This is a genomic window from Microbacterium bandirmense (genome assembly GCF_037204185.1).
In the GTDB taxonomy this organism is placed as follows: domain Bacteria; phylum Actinomycetota; class Actinomycetes; order Actinomycetales; family Microbacteriaceae; genus Microbacterium; species Microbacterium bandirmense.
Window position 1 is genome coordinate 84470 of the sequence record NZ_JBBDGM010000005.1, and the last position, 16810, is coordinate 101279.

Sequence of the window (16810 nt, forward strand, 5' to 3'; positions counted from 1 at the left end):
GAGCATCAAGCTAGTGAGGGGGCGCGCACCCGGCATCACCCACGGCGCGTGATTGTGCGTTGAGGTGGGCCGGTGCGCTCCCTATGCTCGGACCGTGTCCGCACCGACCAGCGGGGCAGCGTCGCCCCGTCCGCCCTTGAGTCGACTCCTCCTCGACAGCAAGGTGCGTGTGCGCCCGCCCACCGCCGATGCGGTCAGCCGAAGCGTCCTGATCGACGCGGCGCGCGGCAGCCCGGCGCGCATCATCGGCGTGACCGCCCCGGCCGGGTACGGCAAGTCCACGATGCTCGCGGAGTGGGCCGCTCGTGAGCATCGTCGCGTCGGATGGGCGTCGTTCGACCGTTTCGACGATGATCCCGCCTCCATGCTGACCGTCCTCGCCACCGCCTGCGAAGCACTCTCACCCCACTCCGCAGAGGCGGTGGCGCAGATGCGCGGCGTCGGGGCATCCGTGCTGGGGCGGTCGGCGCCGATGCTCGCCGCCGTGCTCGCGAACGCGCCCGCGCCGTTCGTGCTCTTCATCGACGACGCGCATGCGGTGGGGTCGGAGCAGTGTCAGGACGCCCTGGAGATCGTGCTCAACGGCATCCCCGACGGGTCGCAGGTCGTGCTCGCGAGCCGACATGCGCAGCCGTATCTCGCACGACTGCGCGCGTCCGGACTCACACGCGAGATCATCGCCGCCGACCTGCGCATCGACCGACACGGCGCGCAGTCGATCTTCGCCGCGGCGAACGCGACCGCCTCGGCGGACGACATCGGACTCGCCGTCGAGCATTGCGAAGGCTGGCCGACGGGTCTGTTCCTGTGCGCCCTCGCCGTCGGGGCCGGCGCCGACGTCAATGCGCTCGCCGGAAGTGAGCGGTTCGTCGCCGACTACCTGTACCGGGAGTGCCTGTCCACGCTCCCCGAGGACCTTCGGGTCTTCCTCCGGCGCACGGCCGTGCTCGAACAGCTCTCCGCGCCGCTGTGCGATGCGATTCTCGGCACCCCCGGATCTCGCGAGATGCTTCATCGCATCGAGCAGCTCAACCTGTTCCTGGTGGCACTCGATCGAAGGCGCGAGTGGTTCCGCTATCACCCGCTGTTCCGGGAGTTCCTGCTCTCGGAGCTCGAGCGCCTCGACGGAGGAAGGAAGCAGGAGCTGCAGCGACGCGCGGCAGCGTGGTGCATACGGGAACAGCTTTCGGCGGTGGCTGTCGAGCATCTGCTCGCCGCGGGCGCGCTGGAAGAGGCCGCTGTGCTCATCGCCGACCTGGCGCTGCCCACCTATCAGGCCGGTCAGGTCGGCGTCGTCGAGCGCTGGCTCTCGCGACTGGGCACGGAGGTGATCGAGGCGTCGCCCGGGACGGTCGTCATCGCCGCCTGGGTCGCCATCCTGCAGGGCAAGTCACCGCAGGCCGAGCGGTGGGCGGCGATCCTCGACCGGCTGCGTCCGCAGCTGGCACCGGAGGAGCTCGTCGGCTTCGAATCGGCCAGGGCGATGGTGCGCGCGGCCATGTGCGTCGACGGTCCGCTGCGCGTGCTGAAGGATGCCGAGTACGCCGTCGCGCATGAGCCCGAAGACAGCCCGTGGCGTGATCAGGCGCTTCATCTGCTCGGATCGGCATGGCTGCTGGCGGGCGATCAGGCCGCCGCGCGGGATGCCTTCCTGCGCGCTTCGACGTATGCCCGGGATGCCGGGAACGCCGACTCCGTGCTTCTCAGCGAGGCGGAGCTGGCGATCCTCGCGATCGGCGACGGCAGATGGACGGAGGCGGAGATGCACGCCCACACCGCCGTCCGCGCGGTGGACGATCATCACATGGAGGGGTATCCGACCACTGCACTCGCCCTGGCGGTGAGAGCGCGTCTCGCCCTGCATCACGGAGATGCCGCCGCAGTGGAGCGCTACGTCGCGCGGGCCATGCGCGCGCGGGTGCACTGCACGCACGTGCTGCCCTATCTGGCCATGCGGGTGCGGCTTCAGCTGGCGAAGGTGTTCGTCGGCCAGCGGGATCATGCCGCGGCGCGGCACATGCTGCGCGAGATCGACGACCTGCGGCTGCGTCGGCCCCACGTCGGCGCGCTCGCCGAAGAGATCGAACTGTTCCGCGCGAAGCTGAGCGACACGGCCGACCGGGCCGGCAGCATCCCGCTCACTCCCGCCGAATTGCGCCTGCTGCCCTACCTGCAGACGCATCTGACGATCGGCGAGATCGGCGCGCGCCTGTATGTGTCGCGGAACACCGTCAGCACCCAGGTGGGGTCCATCTATCGCAAGCTCGGCGTGACGACACGCGCTGCGGCGGTGGACGAGGCCTCTCGCGCGGGGCTCCTCGGCGAGTAGCGCGAACGCGCCGAGTACGGGGAAGGACGGCGGATGCCGGCATCGGCGCACTGTCGTGTGTTCAGTCCTCAGTGCTCAGCAGATCGAGATCGTCGCCCAGCGCGGTCGCGATCCTCGGGGCTGCGGTGACCACGCGCGGGCGTCCGACGATGGGCATCACCGTGTCGAGCACCTGCACGATGGTGTCGGCATCGGCCCCGGCGCCGATGGCGCGATCGATCTCGCGGTGGAGCGAGGACTCGGGTGCCGCGACGGCGACCAGCGCCGCCAGCCTCACCAGGCAGCTCGTCCTGGCGTCCAGATCGCCCGCGCCTTGGACGCCGTCCAGGACGGAGCCTGCCTGTTGCTCGTCGATGCTCAGTCGGCGCAGGTGCTCTGAGTAGTCCATGATGACCAACTCCCATGTCGTGGTCGGCGGGCGACCGGCGAGCCGATCGGGCGCTGAGACCAGTGAATCCGTTCTTGGGCCCACGTGGTTCATCTGATGTGGGTGATGTGCGATTCGCGGTCGCGGACGTACCTTCCTGATCGGGGAGAACGCCAGCGGGGCGCCACGGGGTGAGGAGAAGCACATGGATCAGGACCATTCGGGGAGCGGGTCGGTCATCGGGGATCCGCTGCCGCCGGCGCGGACCCTGCCGTTTCCGCCACGGGCATCCGGCAGCGTCGCGGGGCGCACCATCCAGGAGTCCACGTATGCGCCGAGAGAGCCCGTCCGGCACCTGCCCGAACATGCTCCGAACGTCCTGGTCATCCTGATCGATGACGCCGGACCCGCCCTGCCGTCGACGTTCGGTGGCGCGATCCGCACGGCGACGCTCGACCGGGTGCGCGCGAACGGCGTCGGCTTCAACCGCTTCCACACCACGGCGATGTGCTCTCCGACGCGTGCAGCGCTGCTGACGGGCCGGAACCATCACCGGGTCGGCAACGGCCAGATCGCCGAGCTCGCCAACGACTGGGACGGCTATTCCGGGCACATCCCGAAGAGCAGCGCCACGATGGCCGAGGTGCTGCGCCAGTACGGCTATGCCACGGCGGCGTGGGGGAAATGGCACAACACGCCGGCTGAGGAGACGACGAAGGCGGGCCCCTTCGACCGCTGGCCCACCGGCTACGGCTTCGAGTACTTCTACGGATTCCTGGCGGGGGAGGCCTCGCAGTACGAGCCGAATCTGGTGCGCAACACCACGGCGGTGCGGCCGCCGAAGACCCCAGAGGAGGGGTACCACCTCAGCGAGGACATCGCCGACGACGCGATCGGATGGCTGCGCGACCACAAGGCACTCGCCCCCGACCAGCCCTTCTTCATGTACTGGGCCACCGGGGCGATCCACGGTCCGCACCACATCATGAAGGAGTGGGCGGACAAGTACGCCGGAGCGTTCGACGACGGCTGGGACGTCTACCGCGAGCGCGCGTTCGAGGGCGCGAAGGCGGCGGGCTGGGTGCCGCAGGACGCCGAACTCACACCGCGCGACGAGCAGATGTCGTCGTGGGCGGACATTCCCGAGCATCAGCGCGCGTTCCAGCGCCGGTTGATGGAGGTGGCCGCCGGATTCGGCGAGCACGCCGATGTGCAGGCCGGGCGTCTGCTCGACGAGCTGGAGCGGCTCGGATACGACGAGAACACGATCGTGGTGTACATCTGGGGCGACAACGGCTCATCGGGAGAGGGGCAGAACGGCACGATCAGCGAGCTGCTCGCGCAGAACGGCATCCCCACCACCGTCGACCAGCACATCGCGGCCCTCGACGAGCTCGGCGGACTGGATGCCCTCGGCACCCCTGCCACCGACAACCAGTACCACGCCGCATGGGCATGGGCCGGATCGTCGCCGTACAAGGGCATGAAGCTGCTGGCATCCCACCTGGGAGGCACGCGCAACCCGATGGTCATCCAGTGGCCGGGGCACATCGCGCCCGACCAGACGCCGCGTACGCAGTTCCACCATGTGATCGACATCGCTCCCACGCTCTACGAGATCATCGGGATCTCGCATCCCGAGATGGTGAACGGCATCCCGCAGGATCCGATCGACGGAATCAGCCTCGCGTACGCGATCGACGACGGCCGCGCTCAGGGCAGGCGCCGTGCGCAGTACTTCGAGATCATGGGCAGCAGGTCGATCTACTCCGATGGCTGGATGGCCTCGGCGACCGGACCCCGTCTGCCGTGGGTGCCCGGCGTTCCGCCGGGGATCGCGACATGGACGCCCGATCAGGACACCTGGGAGCTCTACGACCTCGACAGCGACTGGACACAGGCGCACGACCTGGCCGCGGAGAATCCGCAGAAGCTCGCCGAGCTCAAGGAGCTGTTCGCGATCGAAGCCGCCCGCAACGACGCGCTGCCGATCGGCGGCGGGCTGTGGGTGCCCGTGATGCATCCCGAGGACCGCATCAGCCCGCCGTACACCGAGTGGGTGATGGATGGCGACACCGTGCGGGTTCCCGAGTTCTGCGCCCCCGCGCTGGGCAACCGACCCAACACGGTCACGATCTCGATCACGACGTCGGATGCCGCCAGCGGTGTGCTCTACAAGCTTGGCGGTGCCGGCGGTGGGCTCACCTGCTTCATCGACGCCGGGGTGCTGACCTACGAGTACAACCTGTTCCTGGTGCAGCGCACGATCATCACCGCGTCGGACGCGCTGGCCGCCGGTGAGCACACCGTCGAGATCGAGACGAGCTACATCGAGCCGAAGCCCGGGGGGCCGCTGAAGGTCGTGCTGCGGGTGGACGGCTCGGAGGTGGCCACCGGCCAGGTTCCGGTCAGCGCGCCGCTGCTGTTCTCAGCCAACGACTGCCTCGACATCGGCCGTGCGTATGGCGGTGCCGTCTCGCGGGCCTACGCCGAGCGGATGCCGTTCGCGTTCGACGGGCAGATCGGTCGGGTGCACATCGCGTATGCGGGGTGAGCGCGCCGTCGGCGTCGGCCCTCGCTCGCGCTATGGTCGTCGCATGCGCGACAGGCAGAACCTGCTCGGCAGGCGGTGGGTCATTGGAGTGATGCTGATGGCGGCTGAACGGGGGACCGCGTCTTCGAGGTGTGCTCGACCACGAGCGGCGACGAAGGCGACCTCAATCGCGCACTGTGCGAGGCCTTCGACATCAGCGAGATGGCCGCCGAGGTCATCCTGTCGATGCCCGCGCGGCGCTTCTCGCCGCTGTCCGTCGACCGGCTGCGCGCTGAGCTCGCCGAGGTCGAGGAGCGGCTCGCCCTCACCGAGCAGGCGTAGCGGAGGCCGAAGTCGCGATCAGCGTGTGCAGATCGCCCGAGGCGGCCAGCAGCGCCACGCTGCGGTCGGTGAGATCGCCGAGGCGCTGCTGCAGCAGCATCCGCGCATCGTCGCTGTCGCCGTGAGCGCGGATCAGCTCGATGACCCGGCCGATCGGCGGAAGCGGGTAACCGCCGGCGCGCAGCGCGGCGGTGATCCGAGCGGCGGCGATCGCGTCGGACGCGTAGCGACGGGCACCCGAGCGTTCGTCCCGGTGGGGAAGGAGGAGTCCCTGCTCCTCCCAGTGTCGCAAGGCGGATGCCCGCACACCGAGCGCCTCGGCGAGCTCGCCGATCGTCATGCTGTCGCTCTCGTCGAAGGCGTCAGTGCTGTCCTCGACGATGGCATGCAGCGCTTTCAGCGCCTCACGTACGCGCCCGCGCTGCTGAGCGATCTCGAGGTGCAGCAGGTCGATGCGCTCCGCGGCGGCATCGATGGAGGCCGTGCGCAGCGTGGGCATGAGAGCGCGCGCAGGTACGGGACCGATGGCCGCGGCGAGGGAGCGGTAGGCACGCAGCGCGACCTCGTGCTCCGGCCCGTATCGTCGATAGCCGTTCGGCGTGCGCTGGGTCGGCGGCAGCACGGAGAGACGCTCGAGGTCGCGCACCTGCTGTGTCGAGTAGCCGACGAGGCGCGCCAGCTCGGCGGTCGTGAAGACGCGCTCTTGAGGGTTTTGCATCGATACCCCTGTCATTGCGGCTGCAAGTCCACATAAGCACATGAAGCTCATCATTGAGTCATGGACATCCAGCAGATCATCGAGACCGTCCGCGGATTCGACGGTGCGCTCGCCGTCGTACCGGACTCTGAGCCCTATCCGGAACTGTCGTGGGGAGATGCCTACTTCTACTTCGCTCCAGACGGGGTGATGCCCGAGCGCACGCAGCCGTACGCCACGATCACCACGAAGGATTACCCGGACGACACGGCTTTCATGCTCGGCCCAGGCCGGTTCCGGGTCAATATCCATGTCGGTCGCGACAGGGCGACGAAGCTGTCGGATGCTGATGCGCAGTCGACCGGGGCGGACGTCTTCCTGCCGCATCCGCTGTACGGGACGATGGGCTGGGTCTGCGTCGTGAACCCTGCGGCGAACACCTCTCGGCGGGTGCTCGACCTGTTGCGCGACGCGCACGACGCGGCCCGCGCACGCACGCTGCGTCGGGAGGAGGAGGCCTGATGGCGTCGGCTCAATCACTCAGCCTGGCCGATCGCCGGATCGTCGCCGCGTGGGCATCGGACTGCGCCGAGCGGGTGCTGCCCCTGTTCGAACAGGAGGCGCCGCGGGATGGCCGTCCCCGCGACGCGGTCGCCCGTACGCGGGCATTCTCGCGTGGTGAGATCGACGCCGCCGGGGAGATCCGGCGACGGTTCGTCGCGGGCCGCGCGGCTGCGGCCGTGACCGCGCCAGCGGCTGTCGCCGCGGCCCGAGCCGCTGCCCAGGCTGCCGGTGTCGCGCACATGGGCGCCCACGCGCTAGCCGCCGTCCGGCTCGCGCTGCGGCAGCTGCCGGCGCTGGGCTCCGACTCCGCCGGTCCGCTCGGAGCCGGGCTCTTGGCGGTGGGAGACCTGGGCGAGGCCATCCGTCGCCTGCAGGCGGCGCTCTGATCGTCGCCGTTCAGACCACTCTTCTAAAAAATACTGCTCTTGCGTTTAGAGCCTGTTCGGGTGTCTCATGGAAGGACAGGCACAGGAGGACGACATGACGATCACGGCAGTCGAGAGCACCACCGCACCGGACGCGCCCGCGATCGGCCCGAATCGCGTGCGCATAGAGGCGGCGCCGAGGCCCGTCGACCTCGTCGCCGCCGAGCACGCCGGCCGCCTGTTCCTGCGGGCACTCGGCATCGACCCCGACGACCCGGACGCCCCCGATCTGGCGCGCACGCCACGTCGCTTCGCCGAGGCATATGCCGAACTGCTGGCATCCGATCCCTTCGACTTCACCACCTTCGCGAACAGTGAGGGCTACGACGAGCTCGTGCTGATCCGCGACATCCCGGTGCGCTCGCTGTGCGAACACCACCTGCTGCCGTTCACAGGCATCGCGCACGTGGCCTACCTGCCGGCCGATCGCGTCGTCGGCCTGTCGAAGATCCCCCGGCTGGTCGATCACTACGCCCGTCGTCCGCAGACGCAGGAGCGGCTGACCGTGCAGATCGCGGATGCCCTCGCCACGCGCCTGCAACCGCGCGGCATCGGCGTCGTGATCGAGGCCACCCACACCTGCATGACCGAGCGCGGTGCCCGGGCGACCGGATCGTCGACCACCACCTCCGCCGTGCGCGGCACCCTGCGCGAGGACGCCCGTTCTCGCGCCGAGTTCTTCGCCCTCGCCGGAGGCCGCTGAGAATCGCCGAGCGCACAGCGGCACCGCACGAACCAGCATCCACCGCACGATCGAAAGGAACCGAGATGACCATCGCCATCGTCGGCGGAGGCCTCGCCGCCGCCACCGCAGCCACAGAGCTGCGCGAGACCGGTTACGACGGGGAAGTGGTGATCTACTCGGCCGAGGACCACCTGCCCTACGAGCGGCCCCCGCTGTCGAAGGCGGTGCTGCTCGGAGACGCCGAGGTCGACTCCGCCCGGGTGCACGATGCGAACTGGTACGACGAGCACGACGTGCGCCTCGAACGCGGCGTGAAGGTCGTCTCGATCGATCCTGTGACGCATACCCTGCGCTCCGAGCCGGTCGCGGGCGGCGACGGCTCGGAGCACCGCTACGACAAGCTGCTGCTGGCCACCGGGTCGGCACCGCGACACTTCCCGCTCGCCGACCGCGTCGTCGAGCCGCTCTACCTGCGCACCATCGAGGACAACGCGCGCCTGCGGGCGGCACTGAAACCCGGCGCCGGCATCGTGATCGTCGGTGCCGGGTGGATCGGCCTCGAAGTGGCATCCGCCGCCCGCCACCACGGCGCCGACGTGACCATCTACGAGGTCGCCGAGCTGCCGCTCGTGAACGTGCTCGGCCCCGAGGTCGCGCGGCTGTTCGCCGACCTGCACCGCTTCCACGGCGTCGATCTGCGCCTGGGCACCCCCGTCGACGAGGCCGCGCTCGCCGCGGCCGACGTGGTCGTGGTGGGAATCGGCGCGGCGCCCATCACACAGCTCGCCGAAGACGCCGGGCTCGAGGTCGACGGCGGCGTGCTGGTCGATGAGACGCTGCGCACCTCCGATCCCGACATCTACGCGATCGGGGACATCGCGAATCAGCAGCATCCGGTGCTCGGGCGGCGCATCCGCGTCGAGCACTGGGACACCGCGATCGAGCAGGGCAAGGTCGCCGCCCACAACCTCGCCGGCGCGAACGAGCCGTACACCCACCTGCCGTACTTCTTCACCGATCAGTACGATCTCGGCATGGAGTACTTCGGCAGCGTCGGCCCTGATGGCTACGACCGCGTCGACATCGAGGGCGACACCGATGTCGCGCACGGCGGCGCGTTCCGCGCCTACTGGGTGAAGGACGGCACCGTGCAGGCCGCGATGCACGCCAACGACTGGGATGCGTCGGACGCCGTCCGTGACAGCGTCGGGACGGTGCGATGACGGTGGATGCTGGCACCGTGGATGCCGGGATAGCGGATGCCGGGATGCTGCGCCGCATCGGCGCGCGCGAGTTCGACTTCACCCGGCAGGTCGCCGTGATGGCCGTGGTCAACCGCACACCCGACTCGTTCTACGACCACGGCGCCACGTTCGCTCTCGACCGGGCCGTCGCCGGAGCGCTGCGCGCCGCCGATCTCGGCGCCGACTGGGTCGACATCGGCGGTGTGCCGTTCGGACGGGGACCGGCGGTGTCGGTCGCCGAGGAGATCGACCGGGTCGTGCCGGTGGTGGATGCCATCGCCGCAGCCCGGCCCGAGCTGGTCGTCTCGGTCGACACGAACCGCGCCGACGTGGCGGAGGCCGCGATCGCCGCGGGCGTCTCCGTGATCAACGACACCAGTGGCCTGGGCGATCCGCGCATGGCCGAGGTGCTCGCCGGCAGTGAGGCGCAGATCGTGATCACGCACAGCGTCGGGCCACCGCGGGTCGAGAAGCCGCCGGCGCACTTCGACGACGTGGTGGGAGAGGTGCGCGGGTTCCTGCTGGAGCGGATGGTGCGGGCGGAGTCCGCGGGAGTTCCCCGCTCGCGCATGATCGTCGACCCCGGGCACGACCTCGACAAGAACACGCTGCACTCGCTGGAACTCACCCGCCGCATCGACGAGCTCGCCGGGCTCGGGGCCCCGCTGCTGGTGGCGGTGTCGAACAAGGACTTCATCGGCGAGTCGATCGACCGGCAGCAGGGCGAGCGGCTGGCCGGGTCGCTCGCCGCGATGACCGCGTGCATCCTGGGCGGCGCGCGGATCGTGCGGATGCACGAGATCGAGGCGACCGTCGACGCGGTGCGCATGACGGAGGCGATCCTCGGGATGCGTGCGCCCGCGCGCCTCGAGCACAACACCCACCCGACGCACAATGTCTGACGCGTTAGAGGTGGCCGAGAGGGCGGCGATCGATCGTGTGTGGCCGGCACCGGCATCCGATCTCTCCGACGACGACCTGCTCGCCCAGGTGGCCTTCCCCGACGACCGCACCTGGCTGCGGGCGAACTTCATCGCCAGCATCGACGGCGCCGCGACCCGCGACGGGCTATCGGGCGGACTCGGCGACGCCGCCGACCGGCGCATGTTCGACCTGCTGCGCTACGAGGCCGACGTCGTGCTCGTCGGCGCGGGCACCCTGCGCGATGAGGGGTACGACGGGTTCCGGGTCTCTTCGGACGCCTCGGTCTGGCGCGTCGCCCGCGGCCTGCCCCCGCATCCTGTGCTCGCGCTGGTGAGCCGCTCCCTGGTGCTCGACCCGGCGTCGCCGCTGTTCGTGGACGCGCCGGTGCGTCCGATCGTGTACACCGTGGCATCCGCTCCCGACGATCGGCGCGAGGCGCTGGATCGTGTCGCCGACGTCGTCGAGGTGGGGGAGTCGGATGCTGACCTGCGGCGCGTCCGCGCTGACCTCGCCGCCCGCGGGCTGCGACGGATCCACTCGGAGGGCGGCCCGCACCTGTTCGGCGCGCTGCTGGCCGCCGGCCTGGTCGATGCGCTGCACCTCACGCTCGCCCCGACGCTGGAATCCGGGGATGCCGGGCGCATCGTGCGCGGTGCGCCGGCCGTGCCCGCGGGGGCGACCCTGGCATCCGTGCTGCGCTCCGGCGACGAGCTGCTGCTGCAGTACCTGCTGGGTGACTGAGCCGGGCCCGCTCGCGCTCCACTTTCCTGCATTCGCGACACATATCGATGGCGCGGATGCAGGAACCTGTAGCGCGACCGATCACACGTCGCGCGAAAGCAGCACGAGTGCCTCGTCGGCGATCAGCTGAGGTTCGGTGAACGGGATCAGATGCTCGGAGCGCTCTGCGCCGACGAACCGGGCCGACGGATGCTGCTGAACGGTCGACTGGTGCGCGGCGACGATCTCGGCGCGCTGTCGGGCGCCCTGCTTCGGGCGCGCCAGCCCCGAGATGACCGTGATCGGCAGGTCGCCGAGATGCAGACGGTTATCGCGCAGCTCGGTGAGCCCCGCGACGACGTGCCGGTACTCCTCGGCCGTCTCTCGGGCTGCGTCGACGGTCGTGCTCGCCTGCAGCACCGCGGTGCGCAGCGGCTCGTCCAGCTCGGCGACCAGGCTCTTCATCACCGGGGCGAGCATGCGCAGTCGGGCGAGCAGCGGCAGCAGGCTCCGCTGCATCGCGGCACCGAATCGGAAGGCGCCGCCGAAGTACAGCGACGCGTTCTCGTCGCTCTGGTCGACCAGCACAAGACCTGTCACCGTGGCACCTTCTGCCCGCAGCCGTGCGGCAGCGGAGCGCACGATCGCACCACCCCAGCTGTGTCCAACCAGCACCAGCCGGCGGTGCGGCACAGCGCTGATGACGGTCAGCAAGTCGGCCGTGAGCCGGTGGATGTCGCGCGGCGCGGTGTCGGGCGTGCTCGCGCCATAGCCCGCACGCTCATACGAGACGACCCGCGAGTGCACGCCGATCCGGTCGTGCACCGGGCCCCAGCTCAGACCGCTCATGCCGAGACCGGCTTCGAGCACCACCAGGTCGTCGCCTTCTCCGCGCACCATCGTGCGCAGCATCCGACCGTCGTCCGTCTCGACGAAGAAGTCTCTGCCGAGCAGGCCGGCGCCGGGCAGGGCGGTGTCGGGTTCGTCGCTCATGGGGCTCCTCGGGGTCGCCTCCATCCGACCACACATCCGACGCGATGTCGCCGCCGACGGGTATCTTCGCGGTATGGCGAGCTTCTGGGAACCCGGATCGCTGCGGCGCCAGCACCCGGTCGTCGCGGTGCGCCCGAACGACGACGCACCCGAGTCGAGCGATCGCTGGCCGACCAGCATCCCCGCCGTCGCGCAGCTGCTGCGAGACGGACTCGACCTCGCACCCGGGGTGACGTTCCTCGTCGGTGAGAACGGCAGCGGCAAGTCGACGATCGTCGAGGGCATCGCGCTCGCCTACGGCCTGTCGCCCGAGGGCGGTTCACGCGGCGCGCGGCACAGCACACGCCCCAGTGAATCTCCCCTGTCGGACTGGCTGCGCATCCAGCGCGGCATCGGATCGAACACGTGGGGGTTCTTCCTCCGCGCCGAGACGATGCACTCCTTCTACACGTACCTCGAACAGAACCCCTCGCCGACGGGCGATGTGCCCTTCCACGAGATGAGTCACGGCGAGTCCTTCCTCGCGCTGCTGGACACCCGGTTCGACGAACCGGGGTTCTACTGCCTCGACGAACCCGAAGCGGCGCTGTCGTTCAACTCCACGCTTGCGCTGATCTCGGTGCTGCGGCGCATCTCGGACGAGGGTGGTCAGGTGCTCTGCGCCACGCACTCGCCCGTGCTCGCGTCGCTGCCGGGCGCGAAGATCCTCGAAATCGGCGAATGGGGCATGCGCGAAGCCGAGTGGGAAGACCTCGAACTCGTGCGGCATTGGCGCTCGTTCCTCGGCGACCCCGGCCGCTACCTGCGGCACCTGCTCGACTAGAGCACGCGCGTGAGCTTGTGCGGGTTGCAGACCTGGCGGATGCCGCGGATCATCCCGTCCCCATCGAACTCGAACTCGAGCACATCGACGCGTCCGGAGTGCGCCAGCAGGAAGCCGGGCCCACCGTTCACATCGGCGGGCGTGATCGTGAACGGCCGCTCGGGATCGTGCTCGGCGGCCTTCTGCAGGACTCCGAGGTAGAAGCGGCGCACCTTCTCGGCGCCGAAGATCGGGTTGAGCGCCGCCGCGACCACCCCGCCGCCGTCGCTCCACAGGATCGTGTCGTCGGTGAACAGGTCGAGCAGCGCCGAGAGGTCACCGCCCTGCACGGCGTCCACCAGCGCCGAGAGCGCCCGCGGGTCCGCCGCCCGCGGCGACGGCGCACGCTCATCGAGGCGCAGGCGGCGCTCGCCGCGTGAGATCAGCTGCCGCACCGCGGCGGGGGACTTCTGCAAGATGCCGCCGATCTCGACCGCCGTCATCCCGTACGCCCGGTGCAGCACGACCGCCGCGCGCGCCTCGGGGCTCAGCTGCTCGGCCAGATGCAGCAGCGCGAGCGACAGCAACTCGCGATCGGCGACCGCGTCCTCGGGCAGGCGCGCGGTCGCGACCGGCTCGGGCAGCCAGTGTCCGGTGTAGTCCTCGCGCACCGCGGCCAGCGAACGCACCCGGTCGATCGACCGGCGCACGCACGCCGTCGTGAGCCAGGCCGGCCAGGAGCGCACGGCATCGGCATCCGCCCGCTCGGCCTTCACCGCGTCGAGCGCGACCTCCGAGACGACGTCCTCGGCGTGGCCGAGGTCTCCCAGCATCCGATACGCGATCCCGATCAGGCGGCCGCGCTCGGATTCCCAGGCACGCGCGGCGGGGGTGGCGACGACGGTCATGCTCGTCACGCTACCGCCACCGCGGCTCAGACGATCGGATGCCTGGCATCGACCGGCGGCTGCATCTGCGTGGCGATCGCGATGCGGTTCCACACGTTGATCGTGCAGATCGCCATCACGATGCCGCCCAGCTCGCCGTCGCCGAAGTGCTCGGCGGCGGCATCCCAGATCTCATCCGTGACGGTGTCGGGTCCGAGTTCGGTGATCGCATCGGTGAGGGCGAGCGCGGCGATCTCCTTCGGCTCGAAGAGATTCTTGGCGTGCTGCCAGGCGCCCACGGCGTGCAGCGTGCGCTGCGGGATGCCGTGCTTGGCGCCCGCGGTCGCATGCATGTCGACGCAGAAGCCGCAGCCGTTCAGGATCGACGCACGCAGCTTGATCAGCTCATACAGGCGCTTCTCCACCGACTTGCTCGAGTACGCCTCCATCCCGAGCACGGCGGCGTAGCCCAGCTTGTTGGTGCGTGCCATGTCGATCCTGGTCATGATTCCCTTCCTTCCGCGGCCGTGCGGCCACCTCTCACCTGTATGTCGGAGGAGGTGCGCCGGGTGTGACAGCGAACCGGATCAGGATTCGGGGTCGTCGCTCGTCTGCTCGGCGATCAGCAGGATCCGCTGCAGGTGCATGGCCGTGAGCACCCCGGGACCGAGGATGAGATCGACGTCGATGCTGCGGGTGTGCACCGCGTGCACGAGCTGGTCCACGGCGTCGGACGCACGCGCGGCGAGCTGGTCGTCCTCTCCGGCGTGCGTCCGATCCTCGAGGTACTCGGCCACGGCATGGCAGGCGCGCGAGAGCGGATCGACGATCTCGGCATCCAATGGAAGGGCTCCGGGGCGGTCCCAGATGGTGTCGCCGAGGCATCCGGAGATGTCGCGGATCTGGTAGGCGATCTCACCCAGTCTCTCGAGCTGGGCGTGCTGCTCTTGTCGATCGCTGTGACGACGCCAGGCGCGCGGATTGCCGCGGCGGCTGTCATCGGCCTCTGCGAGAGCGTCGCGCAGGCTGCGATTCGTCTCAGCCAGTGCACCGGACTCGCGATCCCAGCCTTCGTGCTGCGGCGGCCACGACTCGGCGACCGCGTCGCCGATGTCGTGCAGGTGGTTCGCCAATCGTCGCTGAAACGCGTCGATGCGCGCGCCCGCGTCGAGCGGAGCCGGCGGGAAGACCATGTTGACGACGAGGCCTATTGTGATGCCGACCGCCATCTGCGTCGCGTAGCCGAGTGAGTAGTCATCGGCGTTCGCGCCGCCGATGATGAGCACGAACAGCGCCGCGATCGGGATGTACTCCTTGCCGACGCCGAACCACCCCGTGCCCGAGATCAGCGTCGCCACGCCCACCGCGATGGCGACGGACCAGACGCTCGGCCCCACGGTGAGCACGACGACAGCGGCGAGCCCCACGCCGACCGAGAGACCGAGCAGGGTCTGCAGGCTCGAGCGCACCGACGACATCAGCGTCGGATACATGCTGATCAGCGCGCCCAGCGGTGCGTAATAGGGGTAGTCGTCGGTGACTCCCGGCAGCAGCGGCGCGATCAGCCATGCCGCGCCCACCGCGAGCGCCGTCTTGGCGGCCAGCAGCAGCCGCGCCGGGTGCACCGCCTCGAGCAATGCCGAGCGCGCGCTGCGCGCCACCTGCGCCAACCCCACCGATGCACTCCCGTCGTCCGGCGCGCGTGATGCGCGTGGCAGATACCGTACGGCTCGCGCGTCATGCGCGGCACCGGGGTTGACAGCGGGCATCCGTCATCCGGCCTGTTCGCGGGCATGATCCTGCGACAATGGACACAGCGCCACCCGACCCGAGGAGCCCACTGTGCAGTACATCTCCACCCGCGGCGGCATGCAGCCGCAGCCGTTCAGCGAGACGCTGCTCGAGGGGCTCGCGCCCGACGGCGGCCTCGCGGTGCCCGAGCAGCTGCCGCAGGTCGATGCCGAGACGCTCGAGCGCTGGCGTGCTCTCACCTACCCGCAGCTCGCGACCGAGGTGCTCGCGCTGTTCGCCACCGACATCCCACGCGAAGACCTGGCGGGCATGACCGCCGCTGCCTACGCCGACTTCCCCGACGAGGTCGTGCCGCTGCGCTCCGTCGGCGGTGGCATCACGCTGGTCGGCCTCTCCGAGGGACCGACGCTCGCCTTCAAGGACATGGCGATGCAGTTCCTGGGCCAGGTGCTCGAGTACGTGCTCGAGCGCAAGGATCGCGTGCTGAACATCGTCGGCGCGACCTCGGGCGACACCGGCTCAGCGGCAGAGCACGCCCTGCGCGGCAAGGAGCGCGTGTCGGTCTTCATGCTCTCTCCGCAGGGCCGGATGAGCGCGTTCCAGCGCGCGCAGATGTACTCACTCGATGACGCCAACGTGCACAACATCGCCGTCGCGGGCGTGTTCGACGACTGCCAGAACCTGGTGAAGCAGCTCTCCGGTGACATCGAGTTCAAGCGCGCGCAGCACCTGGGCGCCGTCAACTCGATCAACCTGGGCCGTATCGCAGCTCAGGTCGTCTACTACTTCTGGGCCTGGCTGCGGGTGACCGACGGCGTCGAGCCCGAGTACCGCGAGGGCTTCGAGGTGTCGTTCACGGTGCCGTCGGGCAACTTCGGCAACATCCTGTCGGGCTTCTTCGCCAAGGGCATGGGCGTTCCGATCCGCCGCCTCGTGCTCGCGGCGAACGAGAACAACGTGCTCGACGAGTTCTTCCGCACCGGCGTCTACCGCCCGCGTTCGGCCGCCGACACGCACGCCACCTCGAGTCCCTCGATGGACATCTCGAAGGCGTCGAACCTCGAGCGCTTCATCTTCGATCTCGTCGGTCGCGACGCGACCGGTGTCGTCGACGCATGGAAGGCGCTCGACACCGACGGCTTCTTCGACTTCTCGGCGCAGCAGCCCCGCTTCGAGGGCGAGTTCGGCATCGTCAGCGGCACGTCGACCCACGCCGACCGGCTCGCGACGATCCGCTCGGTGCACGAGGAGTCGGGCGAGATCATCGATCCGCACACCGCCGACGGCGTCAAGGTCGCCCGCGAATTCATCGAGCAGGACGTGCCGATGCTCGTGCTCGAGACCGCCAAGCCGCAGAAGTTCGCCGAGACCATCACCGAGGCGATCGGAGTCGAGCTTCCGCTCTCGCCCGAGCTGCGCGAGATGATGGATGCCCCGCAGCACGTCACCGAGATGGCCGACGACGAGCAGGTGCTGCGCGCCTTCGTCGCGGAGCACGCCCTGCACTAGCATCCCGCCCACCGGACACCTCCGCTCCGGTCGCACG

At 69.7% G+C, this 16810-nt stretch carries 17 protein-coding genes; 11 read left to right on the forward strand and 6 right to left on the reverse strand.

Translation table 11 applies throughout. The features are described 5' to 3' along the window. Positions 1-94: 94 nt before the first annotated feature. A complete protein-coding gene (locus WDU99_RS07200; protein ID WP_337331768.1) occupies positions 95-2329 on the forward strand; it encodes a winged helix-turn-helix domain-containing protein in 2235 nt (744 codons plus the stop codon). 61 nt (positions 2330-2390) lie between these two features. On the opposite strand, the gene WDU99_RS07205 is transcribed toward WDU99_RS07200, so the two are convergent. Continuing rightward, a complete protein-coding gene (locus WDU99_RS07205) occupies positions 2391-2717 on the reverse strand; it encodes a carboxymuconolactone decarboxylase family protein (RefSeq protein ID WP_337331769.1) in 327 nt (108 codons plus the stop codon). Positions 2718-2901: 184 nt separating this feature from the next. Here WDU99_RS07205 and WDU99_RS07210 point away from each other — a divergent pair, with 184 nt between their 5' ends. Both WDU99_RS07210 and WDU99_RS07215 read left to right on the forward strand, forming a co-directional pair. After that, positions 2902-5250: an arylsulfatase gene (locus WDU99_RS07210; protein WP_337331770.1), complete on the forward strand. Its 2349-nt coding sequence runs from the start codon at positions 2902-2904 to the stop codon at positions 5248-5250. Positions 5251-5379: 129 nt separating this feature from the next. Next, positions 5380-5571: a hypothetical protein gene (locus WDU99_RS07215; RefSeq protein WP_337331771.1), complete on the forward strand. Its 192-nt coding sequence runs from the start codon at positions 5380-5382 to the stop codon at positions 5569-5571. Here the strand turns inward: WDU99_RS07215 and WDU99_RS07220 are convergent. After that, positions 5555-6289, reverse strand: coding sequence for a MerR family transcriptional regulator (locus WDU99_RS07220; RefSeq protein WP_337331772.1), 735 nt, complete (start codon positions 6287-6289; stop codon positions 5555-5557). The genes WDU99_RS07215 and WDU99_RS07220 overlap by 17 nt on opposite strands. Before the next feature lie 60 nt (positions 6290-6349). Here WDU99_RS07220 and WDU99_RS07225 point away from each other — a divergent pair, with 60 nt between their 5' ends. The 6 genes from WDU99_RS07225 to WDU99_RS07250 all read left to right on the forward strand — a co-directional run bounded on the left by WDU99_RS07225 (position 6350) and on the right by WDU99_RS07250 (position 10851). Beyond that, a complete protein-coding gene (locus WDU99_RS07225; RefSeq protein WP_337331773.1) occupies positions 6350-6790 on the forward strand; it encodes a DUF6194 family protein in 441 nt (146 codons plus the stop codon). Continuing rightward, positions 6790-7218, forward strand: coding sequence for a putative immunity protein (locus WDU99_RS07230; RefSeq protein WP_337331774.1), 429 nt, complete (start codon positions 6790-6792; stop codon positions 7216-7218). Before WDU99_RS07225 ends, WDU99_RS07230 begins: the two co-directional genes overlap by 1 nt. Before the next feature lie 94 nt (positions 7219-7312). Next, on the forward strand, positions 7313-7960 hold the full coding sequence (gene folE, locus WDU99_RS07235) for a GTP cyclohydrolase I FolE (RefSeq protein ID WP_337331775.1): 648 nt from the start codon (positions 7313-7315) through the stop codon (positions 7958-7960). A 65-nt stretch (positions 7961-8025) separates the two neighbouring features. Beyond that, positions 8026-9165: an NAD(P)/FAD-dependent oxidoreductase gene (locus WDU99_RS07240; protein WP_337331776.1), complete on the forward strand. Its 1140-nt coding sequence runs from the start codon at positions 8026-8028 to the stop codon at positions 9163-9165. After that, a complete protein-coding gene (gene folP / locus WDU99_RS07245) occupies positions 9162-10088 on the forward strand; it encodes a dihydropteroate synthase (protein WP_337331777.1) in 927 nt (308 codons plus the stop codon). The genes WDU99_RS07240 and folP overlap by 4 nt, the downstream gene beginning before the upstream one ends. Beyond that, positions 10081-10851 carry a pyrimidine reductase family protein gene (locus WDU99_RS07250; protein WP_337331778.1) on the forward strand — a complete coding sequence of 257 codons (771 nt, stop codon included), beginning with the start codon at positions 10081-10083 and terminating at the stop codon, positions 10849-10851. Before folP ends, WDU99_RS07250 begins: the two co-directional genes overlap by 8 nt. 81 nt (positions 10852-10932) lie before the next feature. On the opposite strand, the gene WDU99_RS07255 is transcribed toward WDU99_RS07250, so the two are convergent. Further along, on the reverse strand, positions 10933-11823 hold the full coding sequence (locus WDU99_RS07255; protein WP_337331779.1) for an alpha/beta fold hydrolase: 891 nt from the start codon (positions 11821-11823) through the stop codon (positions 10933-10935). A 73-nt stretch (positions 11824-11896) separates the two neighbouring features. On the opposite strand from WDU99_RS07255, the gene WDU99_RS07260 reads away from it, so the two are divergent. Then, positions 11897-12646 carry an AAA family ATPase gene (locus WDU99_RS07260; RefSeq protein ID WP_337331780.1) on the forward strand — a complete coding sequence of 250 codons (750 nt, stop codon included), beginning with the start codon at positions 11897-11899 and terminating at the stop codon, positions 12644-12646. Here the strand turns inward: WDU99_RS07260 and WDU99_RS07265 are convergent. From WDU99_RS07265 to WDU99_RS07275, 3 genes are all read right to left on the reverse strand, one after another. Next, on the reverse strand, positions 12643-13533 hold the full coding sequence (locus tag WDU99_RS07265) for a sigma-70 family RNA polymerase sigma factor (RefSeq protein ID WP_337331781.1): 891 nt from the start codon (positions 13531-13533) through the stop codon (positions 12643-12645). The genes WDU99_RS07260 and WDU99_RS07265 overlap by 4 nt on opposite strands. A gap of 26 nt (positions 13534-13559) precedes the next feature. Continuing rightward, positions 13560-14018 (reverse strand): carboxymuconolactone decarboxylase family protein, encoded by a 459-nt coding sequence (locus WDU99_RS07270; RefSeq protein WP_337331782.1) that lies wholly within the window; start codon positions 14016-14018, stop codon positions 13560-13562. Positions 14019-14099: 81 nt separating this feature from the next. Further along, positions 14100-15188 carry an FUSC family protein gene (locus tag WDU99_RS07275; RefSeq protein ID WP_337331783.1) on the reverse strand — a complete coding sequence of 363 codons (1089 nt, stop codon included), beginning with the start codon at positions 15186-15188 and terminating at the stop codon, positions 14100-14102. 166 nt (positions 15189-15354) lie between these two features. On the opposite strand from WDU99_RS07275, the gene thrC reads away from it, so the two are divergent. Beyond that, entirely contained in the window at positions 15355-16773 is a 1419-nt protein-coding gene (gene thrC / locus WDU99_RS07280) for a threonine synthase (RefSeq protein WP_337331784.1), read from the forward strand. Positions 16774-16810 lie beyond the last annotated feature (37 nt).